Below are 13,886 nucleotides of genomic sequence, written 5' to 3' on the forward strand. Positions count from 1 at the left end.
GGTGTGACAGCGCGGTGATCCTGTGGACGGCGACCGCCGGGCACCGGGAAGCGCCCGGCGGGAGGGAGAGCATCGGTGGTCGCGCGTGTTGCGCCGCAGGTGTTGTCGCGCCTTGGTCAACACGCTTCAATGCGGGGGAACTCGGGGCGGTGAACGGCCGCGTACGTACGTGAGGACACCAGGACACGAGGGCGGGACGCCTCGTGCGGATACCGGGCGGCCTCATCCGACCCACGCGCGCGGCCCGACCAGCCGCCGTGATCATTCACAGAAGGGCCCCGTATGCGCCAAGGCTCACCCCACGCGGACGACGTCATCACCGTGGACGCCGCCGCTGAACTCGACACGGCCCTACGGAACGGCCCCTTCCACATGGCCCTGCGGGCCGCGATCACGGCGCGCGGTCTGCCGCTGCAACGCGTCCAGCACCATCTGTGGCGGTACGGGGTCAAGGTCGGCGTCACCAGCCTGAGTTACTGGCAGCAGGGCGCCCGCCGCCCGCAGCGCCCCGAGTCGCTACGAGCCGTGAGAGCCCTGGAGGAGATCCTCCAGCTGCCGGACGAGTCGTTGATACGGCTCCTGGCCCGGGACGACGAACACGTCGGCACGCAGCGTCCCGCCGCGCGTTCGTACCGCTCCCTGGTGGAGGCCTCCGGCGTCCTGGAACAGCTCCTGACGGAGCTGGGGACGCCGCTGGACGGCGGCCTGCACACCCTCGGGCTGCACGAACGTGTCCGGATCGGTACCCGTCGTGAGTTCCTGACCCGTGAGGCCCACCACATCGTGCGCGCCCACCGGGACGGCATTGACCGTTTCGTCGCCGTGCACCACGGCGACCCCGGCTGCGCACCCGACCGTATGTCGGTCCACGCCCTGGAGAACTGCCGCACGGGGCGGATGCGACGGCACCACGACACCGGGGTGCTCGTCGCCGAACTCCTCTTCGACACACAGCTGCGCGCAGGCGACACCTTCCTCTTCCGGTACGCCGTCGAGGACGGCACCGCGGAGGTGTCCCGCGAGTACGTCCGCGGCTTCGGTGTCGCGGGCGGCCAGTACGCGCTCCAGGTCCGCTTCGACGACGGGTCACTGCCGGTGCGGTGTCACCGGTTCGCCCAGCATTCGGCCGCGGCACCCCGCAGTGGCCGCCAGGACCTGCCGGTCAGCGCCCTCCACCGCTCGGTCCACCTCGTCGAGCCGAGGCTGCGCCCGGGCATCCTGGGCATCGGCTGGGACTGGGAGTGACGATCTCGAAGTGAGAGAGCAGGGCAAGCGCAAACGCTTACGTAAACGCTTGCGCAAGCGTTTACGTCTCCCGGTGAATGCGATACGTTGCCGCCATCGAAGCCCGACCAGAGCGGGAAGGCGGGGACCCCATGGCGACGATGACCGACGTCGCGCGGCATGCGGGCGTGTCCGTGGCGACCGTCTCGCACGTACTGAACGAGACCCGCGTCGTACGCCCCGCGACCCGGCAGGCCGTCCTCGACGCCATCGAGGTACTGGGCTACACCCCGAACACGCTGGCCCGTTCCCTGGTCACCGCACGGACGCGGTCCATCGGCCTCGCGGTGTCTGCGATCAGCAACCCGTACTTCACGGAGATCCTCCAGGGCGTCGAGTCCGGGGCCCTGGAGCACGGCTACAGCCTTCTCCTCGCCGATCCGCACGACGACCCGGAGCACGAGCGCAAGGTCGTCCAGCTGCTGCACGAACGACGCGTGGACGGCATGATCGTCGCCCCCTCGGCGGATCCCGGCGCCCTGGTCGCCTACCTGACCCGGCACGACGTACCGGCGGTGTTTCTGGACCGGGTGCTCGACACCTCTTCGGACGGCACCCCTCGCTTCGACCAGGTGTGTGCCGAGAGCGCCGAACCCATGGCCCGGCTCATGGCCCACCTCACCGAGCTCGGTCATCGGCGCATCGGCCTGGTCGCGGGCCGCCCGGGCCTCAGCACGACGGCGGAGCGCATCACCGGCTATCGCATCGGCCTCGCGTCCGCCGGGCTGCCCCACGACGAACGTCTGGTGGCCCACGGCGACTCCGAGTCGCAGGGCGCCGAGCGGGCCACCACAGCCCTTCTCTCCCTCGCCGCGCCCCCGACCGCCCTCGTCACCGCCAACAACGCCATGACCATCGGCGCCCTGCGCGCCCTGCGCGAACGGGGCCTCACCGTGCCCGGCGACCTGGCGCTGTGCTGCTTCGACGACTTCGACTGGGCCGACCTCTTCACTCCGGGGCTCACCGCGATCGCGCAGCCCGGCAGGAACATCGGCACCGAGGCCGTACGTCTGCTCCTGGAACGCCTGGCCGACCCCGACCGCCCGACCCGGACCGTGCGGCTCCCGTGCACGTTCGTCCATCGTGAGTCGTGCGGGTGTGCCGGCCCGGAGCGCCGTGAGAACCCCCGCCGGACCGAGAGAGGACCCCGCTCGTGATCGTCGTCGCCGGTGAGGCACTGATCGACCTGGTACCGCGTGCGGCGGGCGCCCTCGCGGATCTGCGACCGGCGCTGGGCGGCGGGCCGTACAACACGGCGGTGGCCCTCGGCCGCCTCGGCTCCCCCACCGCGTTCTGCTCACGCGTCTCGTTCGACGCATTCGGTGAGGCGCTGCTCGACGGGCTGCGCGAGGCGGGCGTCGACGTGTCGTCCGTACAGCGCGGCAGTGAGCCTACGACGCTCGCCGTCGCCTCGGTCGGCGCGGACGGCTCCGCCGCCTACTCCTTCCATGTCGAGGGCACCGCCGACCGGCTGTTCACGGCCCCGGCGGGGCTCCCCGCCACCGTTCGGGCGGTGTCCTTCGGCACCTGCTCCCTGGTCCTGGAGCCCGGGGCGAGCGCGTACGAGGAACTGCTGCGGAGGACCGCCGCACAGGGCGTGTTCACCGCGCTCGACCCGAACATCAGGGCCGTGCTGATCCCCGACGCGGACGCGTACCGGACCCGTTTCACGAGTTGGCTGCCGTCGGTTTCGCTGCTCAAGCTCTCGGAGGAGGACGCGAAGTGGCTCGGCGGAACCCCGCGCGAATGGCTGGCCGCCGGTCCCTCCGCCGTCGTGGTCACGCGGGGCGGCGACGGGCTGACCGTCTTCACCCGTGACGGCGCGGAGCACTCCGTGCCGGGCGAGGAGGTCGACGTCGTGGACACGATCGGCGCCGGCGACACCGTGAACGCGGCGCTGCTGCACGGCTTGTCGGCCCGGGACGCGCTGTCCCCGGCGGCGCTGGCCGGCCTCGGCCCCGACGGCTGGACCGGCCTGCTCCGTCTCGCGGCGCGCGCTGCGGCGATCACCTGCTCACGAGCGGGAGCGGAACCGCCGTACGCGGCCGAACTGGGCGACCTGTAGGGGCAGTTCGGCCGACGGGGGCAAACGGGCGGCGGCCCGCGGGGAGTTCCCGCGAGCCGCCGTGTTCACCCTGCCGGCCGGACTCGTGACCGGCTCAGGCCTTGCGGGCCCTGGTTGTCGTCTTCTTCGCCGGAGCGGCCTTCGCAGCGGTCCCGGCTGTCTTCTTGGCCGCCACCGCCTTCTTGGCGGCCGTCTTGCGCGGGGCCTTCACCGCGGTGGCGTCGCTGACCCGCTCGGCGCCCAGGACCTCGCGCAGGAACTTGCCGGTGTGGCTGGCGGGGACCCCGGCGACCTCCTCGGGCGTGCCCTCGGCGACGACGAGACCGCCGCCGGCGCCACCCTCGGGGCCCATGTCGACGACCCAGTCGGCGGTCTTGATGACATCGAGGTTGTGCTCGATGACGATGACCGTGTTGCCCTTCTCGACCAGGCCGGAGAGGACCTTGAGGAGCTTGCTGATGTCCTCGAAGTGCAGACCGGTGGTCGGCTCGTCCAGGACGTACACCGTGCGGCCGGTGGAACGCTTCTGGAGTTCGCTGGCCAGCTTCACCCGCTGGGCCTCGCCGCCGGACAGGGTCGTGGCGGACTGGCCGAGCCTGACGTAGCCGAGGCCGACGTCGTGCAGCGTGTTGAGATGGCGGGCGATCGCCGGGACTGCCTCGAAGAAGTGCCGGGCCTCCTCGATCGGCATGTTGAGGATGTCGGCGATGGACTTGCCCTTGTAGTGGACCTCCAGGGTCTCCCGGTTGTAGCGGGCGCCGTGGCAGACCTCGCACGGGACGTACACGTCCGGGAGGAAGTTCATCTCGATCTTGATGGTGCCGTCGCCCGCACAGTTCTCGCAGCGGCCGCCCTTGACGTTGAAGGAGAAGCGGCCGGGCAGGTAACCCCGCACCTTCGCCTCGGCGGTCTCGGCGAAGAGCCTGCGGACGTGGTCGAAGACACCGGTGTACGTCGCCGGGTTCGACCGCGGGGTGCGGCCGATGGGCGACTGGTCCACGTGGACGACCTTGTCGACGAGGTCGTCGCCCTCCACGCGCGTGTGGCGGCCCGGCACACTGCGGGCGCCGTTCAGTTCGCGGGCGAGGTGCGTGTACAGGATGTCGTTGACCAGCGTCGACTTGCCTGATCCCGACACCCCGGTGACGGCTGTGAGGACACCCAGGGGGAACGACACGTCGATGTCACGCAGGTTGTTCTCGCGGGCTCCGTGCACGGTGAGCCGTCGGGAGGGATCCTGCGGGCGCCGGATGTCGGGCAGCGGGATGGCCTTCTTGCCGGACAGGTACTGCCCGGTCATCGACTCGTCGTTGGCGAGCAGTTCCTTCAGGGAGCCGCTGTGGACGACCTTGCCGCCGTGCTCGCCCGCGCCGGGGCCGATGTCGACGATCCAGTCGGCGATCTTGATGGTGTCCTCGTCGTGCTCGACGACGATGAGCGTGTTGCCCATGTCCCGCAGCCGGACCAGGGTCTCGATCAGCCGGTGGTTGTCGCGCTGGTGCAGCCCGATGGAAGGCTCGTCGAGGACGTACAGGACGCCGACGAGTCCGGACCCGATCTGGGTGGCGAGGCGGATGCGCTGGGCCTCGCCACCGGAGAGCGTGCCGGCCGCGCGGTTCAGCGAGAGGTAGTCGAGACCCACGTCGACCAGGAACTTCAGCCGCTCGTTGACCTCCTTGAGCACCCGCTCGGCGATCTTCTTGTCACGGGGGTCGAGCTTCAGCTCGGCCAGGAAGTCCGCGCAGTCGCTGATCGACATCGCGGCGACCTCGGCGATGGACCTCTCCATCACCGTGACCGCGAGGACGATCGGCTTGAGGCGGGTGCCCTCACAGGTGGGACAGGGCACCTCGCGCATATAGCCCTCGAAGCGCTCCCGGCTGGCGTCGCTCTCCGACTCGCTGTGCCGCCGCTTCACGAACGGGACGGCGCCCTCGAAGGGCGTGGTGTAGACGCGCTCCCGGCCGTACCGGTTGCGGTAGCGGACCTCGATCTGGGTCTTGTGCCCGTGCAGGAGTGCCTTCCTGGCACGCTGCGGAAGGCCCGCGAAGGGGATGTCCGTACGGAATCCCAGCGCGTCCGCGAGGGCGGTGATGAGGCGGCTGAAGTAGTCCTTGGTGTGGCCGTGCGACCAGGGGTGGATGGCGCCCTCGTCGAGGGACTTGTCCTCGTCCGGGACGATCAGCTCCGGGTCGACCTCCATGCGCGTGCCGATGCCCGAACAGTCGGGGCAGGCGCCGAAGGGCGAGTTGAAGGAGAAGGAGCGGGGCTCCAGTTCCTCGAAGGACAGGTCGTCGTACGGGCAGTACAGGTGCTCCGAGAAGAGGCGCTCACGCTCGGGGTCGTCCTCGGGGAGGTCGACGAAGTCGAGCACGACCATGCCGCCGGCGAGACCCAGGGCGGTCTCCACGGAGTCGGTGAGTCGACGCTTGGCGGTGTCCTTGACGGTGAGGCGGTCGATGACCACCTCGATGGTGTGCTTCTCCTGCTTCTTCAGTGTGGGCGGGTCGGACAGCTGGATCGTCTCGCCGTCCACCCGCGCGCGGGAGTAGCCCTTGGTCTGGAGATCCGCGAAGAGATCGACGAACTCGCCCTTGCGCTCGCGCACCAGCGGCGACAGCACCTGGAAGCGGCTCCCCTCCGGCAGCTCCAGTACCTTGTCGACGATGGCCTGCGGCGACTGACGCGCGATGGGCCGACGGCACTCGGGGCAGTGCGGCTTGCCGATGCGCGCGAAGAGCAGGCGGAGGTAGTCGTACACCTCGGTGATGGTTCCGACAGTGGAGCGCGGGTTGCGGGAGGTCGACTTCTGGTCGATCGAGACGGCCGGCGAGAGGCCCTCGATGAAGTCGACGTCGGGCTTGTCCATCTGGCCGAGGAACTGGCGTGCGTACGACGAGAGCGACTCGACGTAGCGGCGCTGGCCCTCGGCGAAGATCGTGTCGAAGGCCAGGGAGGACTTGCCCGACCCCGACAGGCCCGTGAAGACGATGAGCGAGTCGCGCGGGAGGTCGAGCGAGACATTCTTGAGATTGTGCTCGCGCGCGCCACGGACGATGAGACGGTCGGCCACGCCGGTCCGCACCTTTCTTGAGAGAAGTGACAGGGGCGGGGCCCCCGTGCTTTTTCAGACTAGGGGGAGCCACTGACAACGCCGGTCGGATTCCTGGGGAGGTAACAATCCCCGGCCATCCAGCATGCCCGACGCCGCACTCGACCATATAGCACGCACATTCGATTTACGGGTGTAGCCCACCACCTTCACCCGAACGTGTGGCGCGACTATCGTCGGCACCATGGCTGATCATGTGCGCGACCTGGCATCTCTACGTGAAGCGACGGAACGGCTGCTCACCGCGGCGGCGAAACTGAACAACGATTCGATGGCCGAGCCGTCACGATTGCCGGGCTGGACCCGCGGCCACGTACTCGCCCACCTCGCCCGCAACGCGGACGCTCTCGCGAACGTCATGGCGGGGCGCCCGATGTACGCGTCCGCCGAGGCCCGGGACGCCGACATCGACCGGGACTCCCCGCGCCCCCTCGACGTACAGCTCTCGGACGTACGCGACAGCGCCGCCCGCCTCCAGGAGCTGTGGGCAGCGACCGTCGACTGGTCACGCACGGTGGAGCTGCGCAACGGGGTCACCGACACCGTCTCCGCGTTGCCGTTCCGCCGCTGGGCCGAGGTCGAGCTGCACCATGTGGACCTGGGGATCGGATACGAGCTCGAAGACCTCTCCGCGGAGTTCACGGAGCGGGAGATCACGTTCCTGGCCGACCGGTTCACCGGCCACCCCGAGGTGCCGCCCACGGCGATCACGGACGGCACGCGCGCGTGGAGCACAGGAATCGAGGCCGCCGAGCCCGAGGTCACGGTCACCGGGTCGGCGCCCGAGTCGCTGGGGTGGCTCTGCGGCCGACGCGACGGAGCGGGCCTGGACGTCTCGGGCGGAGCGCTGCCCGCACTGCCCCCGCTCTAGGCCACCGGCGTCGCTATAGGCTGCACGCCATGACGTACAGCGGAGCGGTGAGGGTCGGCGGCCCTGCCGATGTGCACGAGTTGCAGGACCTGATGATCACCAAGGTCGCGGTGGGCCCGATGAACAACAACGCCTACCTGCTGCGCTGCCGGGCCACGGACGAGCAGTTGCTGATCGACGCGGCGAACGACGCCCATACGTTGATCACACTGATCGGTGACGACGGCATCGCGTCGGTCGTCACCACTCACCAGCACGGGGACCACTGGCAGGCGCTCGCGGAGGTCGTGGAGGCCACCGGGGCCCGCACCTACGCGGGCCGGGACGACGCCGAGGGCATCCCCGTACCGACTGACGTGCCGGTCGCCGACGGCGACACGATCCGCGTCGGCCGCGTGGAGCTCACCGCGCGTCATCTGGTCGGGCACACGCCGGGCTCGATCGCGCTCGTCTACGACGACCCGCACGGACATCCGCACGTGTTCACCGGGGATTGTCTCTTCCCCGGTGGCGTGGGCAACACGCGCAAGGATCCGGAGGCCTTCGCCAGCCTGATCCACGACGTGGAGACGAAGATCTTCGGTCCGCTCCCCGACGAGAGCTGGATCTACCCGGGGCACGGCAGCGACACCACCCTGGGCGCCGAGCGGCCCCACCTGCCGGAATGGCACGCGCGGGGCTGGTGAGCCGGCGAGGGAAGACCCCGTCCACGGGGTGGTGAACTCCAGCCAGGGGGCGCGCAGTTGATGACCGCACGCCCCGTGCGAAAGGAACACACATACCGGGAGCGCGCACGCGCTCCCGGCGTGCGCCCTGGCGTAGTCCACTGAAAGGCAGCCCCGCACAGGATGACGGCTCCTGAGCGGTACGGGCCGCCGACCTGTCGATCCCCGCCCTCGGTCGGCGGCCCCGGCGTTCACAAGAACGCAACACACGTTCCCACTATGCGGACAATTCCGCCTGTGACCTGGACAAATGGCACGCTCCGCTGCCACTCTCCCGCCATGTACCTTGCCGCCAATACGCTGCGCCGCGTAGTCTCCGCCGCCGCTGTCGCCCTACTCGCCACCGCTGTCGGCTGCGCCCCGCAGCCGGAGGAGAAGAGCGCCGCCAAACCCACCGGGACGGCCGGAGCGGCCTGCGCCAAGGGCAAGTTGGCCACCCAGACCTCGGGCAAGCTGACGATCGCCACCGACGAACCCGCGTACGAGCCGTGGTTCAAGGACGGCAAGCCCGCCAACGGCAAGGGCTTCGAGTCGGCGGTCGCGTACGCGGTGGCGAAGCAGCTCGGCTACGACAAGGCGAACGTCGTGTGGCAGAGCGTGCCCTTCAACAAGGCGTTCGCGCCCGGGGTGAAGACCTTCGACTTCGACATCAACCAGGTGTCGATCAGCGCCGAACGCAAGAAGGCCGTGGACTTCTCGTCCGGCTACTACGACGTCCGCCAGGCCGTCATCGCGCTGAAGAACTCCAAGGCCGCGAAGGCGACCGGCATCGCCGATCTCAAGGGCCTGAAGCTGGGCGCCCAGGTCGGCACCACCAGCCTCAACTACATCGACGACGTGGTGAAGCCGACCCAGGAACCGGCCGCGTACGCCAAGAACGACCAGGCCAAGTCCGCGCTGCAGAACGGTCAGGTCGACGCCATCGTCGTGGACCTGCCGACCGCCTTCTACATCACCGCCGCCGAGGTGACCGACGCGAAGATCGTCGGACAGTTCGAGAACCAGGGCGGCACGCCGGAGCAGTTCGGACTCGTGCTCGACAAGGGCAGTGCCCTCACCTCCTGCGTGACGACCGCGGTGGACGCCCTGCGCAAGGACGGCACGCTCGCCTCGATCGAGAAGCAGTGGCTGTCGGACGCCGTCGACGCTCCGGTGCTCAAGTGACCGCAGTGAAGGAGGAGTCCGGGCAGGAGGACCCGGCCGACCTGCCGGACCGGGGCGACGGTTACGTCCCCTCGCAGCGGCGGATCGACCGTGAGCGGTACAAACGCGCCCGCGCGCGCCGCGCCACGTCGATCGCCGCGCTGTCCACCCTGGTCACCGCGGTGGTCCTCTACCTGGTCGTGGTGAGCGCGCCGGGCTGGCCGCGCACCAAGGAGACGTTCTTCAACGGCCAGTACGCGCGCGAGGCGTTCCCCAAGGTCCTCGAAGGGCTGTGGCTCAACGTCCGGCTGCTGCTGATCTGCGGTGTCGCGGTGCTCGTCCTGGGCATGCTCATCGCCATCGCGCGCACCCTGCGGGGCCCGGTGTTCTTCCCGCTGCGCGCGCTGGCCGCCGCGTACACGGACTTCTTCCGCGGTCTGCCGCTGATCATCAACCTGATGATCGTCGTCCTGGGCGTCCCGGCGCTGCGTCTGACGGGCATCACCGTGGACCCGGTGCTCCTCGGCGGTACCGCGCTGACGCTGACGTACTCGGCGTACGTCGCCGAGGTGTTCCGGGCCGGCATCGAGTCCGTGCACCCGTCGCAACGGGCGGCGGCGCGCTCGCTCGGGCTGACCAACCGGCAGGCACTGCGGTACGTCGTGCTGCCCCAGGCCGTCCGGCGTCAGGTGCCGCCGCTGCTCAACGACCTGGTGTCCCTGCAGAAGGACACCGGGCTCGTCTCGATCGGCGGCGCTGTCGACGCCGTACGCGCGGCCGACATCATCGTGGGCCGCAGCCTCAACTACACGCCGTACATCGTCGCGGGACTGGTCTTCGTCGCACTGACCATCCCGATGACCCGCTTCACCGACTGGGTCACGGCCCGGATGGACCGGCAGCGGGCGCAGGGAGGAACACTGTGAGCGACGTCCCCGACAGCTCCTCCCCCGTGCTGCGCATGGAGGCCGTGCGCAAGACCTTCGGTGACACGGTCGTCCTGCGGGACGTCGATCTGGAGGTCGCCCCGCACACCGTGACCGCTCTGATCGGCGCGTCCGGTTCCGGCAAGTCGACGCTCCTGCGGTGCGCGAACCTGCTGGAGGACATCGACGACGGCGCGATCTGGTTGGACGGCGAGGAGATCACCGACCCGCGGACCGACCAGGACGCCGTGCGCCGCCGCATCGGCGTGGTGTTCCAGGCGTACAACCTCTTCCCGCACATGACCGTCCTGGAGAACATCACCCTCGCCCCGCGCCGGGTGCACGGCGTGGACCGCGCGGAGGCGGAGCGGTACGCCCGTGAGCTGCTGGAACGGCTCGGGCTGGGCGCGAAGGCGGGCGAGTACCCGGACCGGCTGAGCGGCGGCCAGCAGCAGCGGGCGGCGATCGTCCGCGCCCTGGCCGTACGTCCCCGGCTGCTGCTCCTCGACGAGGTCACCGCGGCCCTCGACCCTGAGCTCGTGGGCGAGGTCCTCGCCGTCGTCCGGGATCTGAAGGGCGACGGCATGACGATGGTGCTGGCCACCCACGAGATGGACTTCGCCCGCGATGTCGCGGACCAGGTCTGCTTCCTGGAGGGCGGTGTGGTCCTGGAACGCGGCACGGCCGAGCAGGTGTTCGGCGATCCGCAACAGGAGCGCACGCGGCAGTTCCTGCGGCGGATCGTGGAGGCCGGGCGGCTGTAGGTCACGCCTCCGAGGTCGCCGCACTCACCAGCGCGGCGACCCGCTCCACCCCGAACACATACCCCTGCACACCGCACCCCGCGATGACACCGTCGGCACGCAGCGAGACGTACGAGTGGTGCCGGAACGTCTCGCGCTGGTGGATGTTGGAGATGTGCACCTCCAGCACCGGCATGCCGTCGCAGGTGTTGAGCGCGTCCAGGATCGCGACGGACGTGTGCGAGTAGGCGCCGGGGTTGATGACGATGCCGGCATGGTCGCGGCGAGCCTCGTGGATCCAGTCGACCAGCTCGCCCTCGTGGTTGGACTGGCGGAAGTCCACCGTGCCGCCGTGCCCGGCCGCCGCCTTGGCGCACAGGGCCTCTACGTCGGCGAGCGTGTCGGAACCGTAGATCTCCGGCTGGCGCTGGCCCAGGAGGTTCAGATTGGGCCCGTTGAGGATCATGATCGGGGCGTTGGCGAGGGTGCGGGGCACGGTTCCTCCGGTCCGTTCAGGGGTGGCGGCCTGTCGAGGACCGCTGCTCAGCCCCCGGTTTATCACGGTGCGCCGACAACGGGGCGGCCCGTACTGTCCCGGCATGACCACCCCTGCCTATCCCCCCAAGCCCTCACCCGGCGACCGCATAGCCGTCATCTCGCCGGGCGCCGCCCTCCCCGGCCTCTTCCCGCGCCCGCACGAACTGGGGCTGGAGCGGCTGCGGAAGGAGTTCGGGCTCGAACCGGTCGAGTATCCGGCGACCCGGAAGCTGGGCTCGACGCCCCAGGAGCGCGCCGACGACATCCACGCGGCGTTCGCCGATCCGGCCGTCAAGGCGGTCATCGCGACGATCGGCGGCGACGACCAGATCACCGTCCTGCCGTTCCTGGACCGGGAGTTGATCCGGGCGAACCCGAAGCCGTTCTTCGGGATGAGCGACAACACGAACCTGCTCGCCTACCTGTACAACACCGGGATCGTCGGCTACCACGGCGCGACCGTGATGACGGCGCTGGGGCGTCCCGTGGCCATGGCCCCGCTGACCGCCGAGTCCCTGCGGGCCGCCCTGTTCACGTCGGGAGAGTACGAACTGCGGCCCGCCGAGCGCTGGAACGACGTCAACCGCGACTGGGCCGACCCCGCGACCTTCGACGCCGAACCGGAGACCCGTCCCGGCGCCGGCTGGACCTGGCTGAACGCCGACCGCGTGGTGGAGGGCCGCAGTTGGGGCGGCTGTCTGGAGATCCTCGGCTGGCTGCTGATGGCCGACCGGGAGATCTCCCACGATCTGGCGGTGTACGACGGCGGAGTACTGCTCCTGGAGACCTCGGAGGAGCTGCCGAGCGGCGAGGAGGTGTTCCGCACCCTGCGCAACATGGGCGAGCGCGGCCTCCTCCAGCGCTTCTCGGCGCTGCTGATGGGCCGCGCGAAGACCTGGTCCTTCGAACGCCCCAACAGCCCGGAGGAAGGCGACCGTTACGCCGCCGAGCAGCAGGAGGCGGTCCGGCGCGCGCTGAGCACGTACGCCCCCGGCCTGATGACCGTCTTCGACGTGGACTTCGGACACACGGACCCGCAACTCGTCCTCCCCTATGGAGGGTCGATCCGGGTGGACGGCCCTGACCGGCGCATCACCGTGACGTACTGATCCCGGTCGTCTCCCGCACGCCCCCGTAACGCGCAGTCACCGTGGGTAGTTGACCTGGCATGCACGACGTACGCAGGGTAAGGGCGCCTTCCATGGTGCGGCTGGCCGCCGCCTCGCTCGCGGGGACGGCCATCGAGTTCTACGACTTCTTCGTCTACGGCACCGCGGCCGCACTCGTTCTGGGGCCCCTGTTCTTCCCGACGTTCTCGCCGGTGGCCGCGACGCTGGCCGCCTTCGGGACGTTCGGGGTGGGGTTCCTCGCCCGGCCGCTGGGGTCGGTGCTGTTCGGGCACATCGGGGACCGGCACGGGCGGCGGCCGGTCCTGGTCGCCTCCCTGCTGCTGACCGGGGCGTCGACGGTCGCGGTCGGCTGCCTACCGACCTACGGGTCGATCGGCACCGCCGCTCCCGTGCTCCTCCTGGCGCTGCGTTTCCTCCAGGGGCTCGGGCTCGGCGGGGAGTGGGGCGGGGCGGTCCTGCTGACCGCGGAGCACGCTCCCGCCGAACGGCGCGCTCTGTGGGCGAGCTTCCCGCAGGTCGGCCCCGCCGTGGGCTTCCTGCTCGCCAACGGCGTGATGCTGGTGCTGTCCGTCTCCCTCACGGAGGGGCAGTTCGCCTCGTGGGGGTGGCGGGTGCCGTTCTGGGCGGCCGGGGTACTCGCCGTGGCGGGGCTCTGGCTGCGTTCTTCGCTCCCCGAGAGTCCGCGTTTCCTGGAGATCGACGACCACGCGCGCGTGCCGCTCGCCGAAGTGGTGCGCGACCACTGGCGGCTGGTCCTGCTGACAGCGGGCGCGCTCGCGGTCGGCTACGCGGTGTTCTACGCGGTGACGACCTGGTCCCTCGCCTACGGGACGGAACGCCTCGGTGTCAGTCGTACCGTCATGCTGGCCTGCATCATGGCCGCGGTCGTCGTCAAGGGCGCCCTGACCCCCGTGGTGGCCCTCCTGGGGGACCGTTACGGCCGCCGGCCGCTGTGCCTCACGGGTTGTGTCGCGGCCGCCCTGTGGATGTGCCCGATGGTCGCGCTGCTGTCGACCGGCGAACCGCTGCTGATGTTCCTCGGGTTCCTGGTGGCGTTGATCGCGTTCGTCACGATGTTCGCGGTGATCGCGGCGTATCTGCCGGAGCTGTACGAGCCGCGCGTACGGTGCACGGGCGCCGCGGTCGGTTACAACCTCGGCGGGGTCCTCGGCGGCGCGCTGACGCCGATCGTGGCGACGGCGCTCGCCGAGGGCGGGGGCCGGGTCCCGTGGGGTGTGGGGCTGTATCTGACGGGGATCGCCCTGTTCAGCCTGGGGTGCTTCGCGTTGCTGCCGGAGACCAGGCCGGTGCCCCGCCTCGCCGCCGTGACGGCCACGGAGTGACGGGGAA

The 13,886-nt window shown here is 70.2% G+C and carries 12 protein-coding genes; 10 read left to right on the forward strand and 2 right to left on the reverse strand.

Going from position 1 to position 13,886, the window contains the following annotated elements:
- Positions 1 to 282 precede the first annotated feature (282 nt).
- The 3 genes from PV734_RS32420 to PV734_RS32430 all read left to right on the forward strand — a co-directional run bounded on the left by PV734_RS32420 (position 283) and on the right by PV734_RS32430 (position 3,349).
- Positions 283 to 1,245 (forward strand): hypothetical protein, encoded by a 963-nt coding sequence (locus tag PV734_RS32420; RefSeq protein ID WP_319093716.1) that lies wholly within the window; start codon positions 283 to 285, stop codon positions 1,243 to 1,245.
- 131 nt (positions 1,246 to 1,376) lie between these two features.
- Positions 1,377 to 2,441 carry a LacI family DNA-binding transcriptional regulator gene (locus PV734_RS32425; protein ID WP_319293252.1) on the forward strand — a complete coding sequence of 355 codons (1,065 nt, stop codon included), beginning with the start codon at positions 1,377 to 1,379 and terminating at the stop codon, positions 2,439 to 2,441.
- Positions 2,438 to 3,349, forward strand: a complete 912-nt coding sequence (locus PV734_RS32430) for a carbohydrate kinase (RefSeq protein ID WP_319093714.1) — start codon at positions 2,438 to 2,440, stop codon at positions 3,347 to 3,349. Before PV734_RS32425 ends, PV734_RS32430 begins: the two co-directional genes overlap by 4 nt.
- 94 nt (positions 3,350 to 3,443) lie before the next feature.
- Here the strand turns inward: PV734_RS32430 and uvrA are convergent, their stop codons facing one another.
- Complete coding sequence (gene uvrA, locus PV734_RS32435; protein WP_319093713.1) at positions 3,444 to 6,422, reverse strand: excinuclease ABC subunit UvrA; 2,979 nt, start codon at positions 6,420 to 6,422, stop codon at positions 3,444 to 3,446.
- Between the two features lie 223 nt (positions 6,423 to 6,645).
- On the opposite strand from uvrA, the gene PV734_RS32440 reads away from it, so the two are divergent.
- From PV734_RS32440 to PV734_RS32460, 5 genes are all read left to right on the forward strand, one after another.
- Positions 6,646 to 7,332 carry a maleylpyruvate isomerase family mycothiol-dependent enzyme gene (locus PV734_RS32440; RefSeq protein WP_319093712.1) on the forward strand — a complete coding sequence of 229 codons (687 nt, stop codon included), beginning with the start codon at positions 6,646 to 6,648 and terminating at the stop codon, positions 7,330 to 7,332.
- A gap of 29 nt (positions 7,333 to 7,361) precedes the next feature.
- Entirely contained in the window at positions 7,362 to 8,018 is a 657-nt protein-coding gene (locus tag PV734_RS32445) for an MBL fold metallo-hydrolase (protein ID WP_319093711.1), read from the forward strand.
- A gap of 318 nt (positions 8,019 to 8,336) precedes the next feature.
- The gene (locus PV734_RS32450; protein ID WP_319093710.1) at positions 8,337 to 9,221 is read left to right on the forward strand and encodes an ABC transporter substrate-binding protein; all 885 of its coding nucleotides are present in this window, start codon (positions 8,337 to 8,339) and stop codon (positions 9,219 to 9,221) included.
- Positions 9,218 to 10,126: an amino acid ABC transporter permease gene (locus PV734_RS32455; RefSeq protein WP_319093709.1), complete on the forward strand. Its 909-nt coding sequence runs from the start codon at positions 9,218 to 9,220 to the stop codon at positions 10,124 to 10,126. Before PV734_RS32450 ends, PV734_RS32455 begins: the two co-directional genes overlap by 4 nt.
- 35 nt (positions 10,127 to 10,161) lie before the next feature.
- Positions 10,162 to 10,890, forward strand: coding sequence for an amino acid ABC transporter ATP-binding protein (locus PV734_RS32460; RefSeq protein WP_319293375.1), 729 nt, complete (start codon positions 10,162 to 10,164; stop codon positions 10,888 to 10,890).
- A 1-nt stretch (position 10,891) separates the two neighbouring features.
- Here the strand turns inward: PV734_RS32460 and aroQ are convergent, their stop codons facing one another.
- Entirely contained in the window at positions 10,892 to 11,365 is a 474-nt protein-coding gene (gene aroQ, locus PV734_RS32465) for a type II 3-dehydroquinate dehydratase (RefSeq protein WP_319293254.1), read from the reverse strand.
- A 103-nt stretch (positions 11,366 to 11,468) separates the two neighbouring features.
- On the opposite strand from aroQ, the gene PV734_RS32470 reads away from it, so the two are divergent.
- Positions 11,469 to 12,515, forward strand: coding sequence for an LD-carboxypeptidase (locus tag PV734_RS32470; protein WP_319293256.1), 1,047 nt, complete (start codon positions 11,469 to 11,471; stop codon positions 12,513 to 12,515).
- A gap of 92 nt (positions 12,516 to 12,607) precedes the next feature.
- Positions 12,608 to 13,879: an MFS transporter gene (locus tag PV734_RS32475; RefSeq protein WP_319293258.1), complete on the forward strand. Its 1,272-nt coding sequence runs from the start codon at positions 12,608 to 12,610 to the stop codon at positions 13,877 to 13,879.
- The last annotated feature ends 7 nt before the right edge of the window (positions 13,880 to 13,886 follow it).

Origin of the sequence: Streptomyces sp. AK08-02 (assembly GCF_033795085.1) — a bacterium.
GTDB lineage: Bacteria > Actinomycetota > Actinomycetes > Streptomycetales > Streptomycetaceae > Streptomyces > Streptomyces echiniscabiei.

Bases quoted from the DNA above. Each gene is read 5' to 3' on its own strand.
- PV734_RS32420 (WP_319093716.1), top strand. From the start codon at position 283: ATGCGCCAAGGCTCACCCCACGCGGACGACGTCATCACCGTGGACGCC.
- PV734_RS32425 (WP_319293252.1), top strand. From the start codon at position 1,377: ATGGCGACGATGACCGACGTCGCGCGGCATGCGGGCGTGTCCGTGGCG.
- PV734_RS32440 (WP_319093712.1), top strand. From the start codon at position 6,646: ATGGCTGATCATGTGCGCGACCTGGCATCTCTACGTGAAGCGACGGAA.
- PV734_RS32445 (WP_319093711.1), top strand. From the start codon at position 7,362: ATGACGTACAGCGGAGCGGTGAGGGTCGGCGGCCCTGCCGATGTGCAC.
- PV734_RS32450 (WP_319093710.1), top strand. From the start codon at position 8,337: ATGTACCTTGCCGCCAATACGCTGCGCCGCGTAGTCTCCGCCGCCGCT.
- PV734_RS32460 (WP_319293375.1), top strand. From the start codon at position 10,162: ATGGAGGCCGTGCGCAAGACCTTCGGTGACACGGTCGTCCTGCGGGAC.
- PV734_RS32470 (WP_319293256.1), top strand. From the start codon at position 11,469: ATGACCACCCCTGCCTATCCCCCCAAGCCCTCACCCGGCGACCGCATA.
- PV734_RS32475 (WP_319293258.1), top strand. From the start codon at position 12,608: ATGGTGCGGCTGGCCGCCGCCTCGCTCGCGGGGACGGCCATCGAGTTC.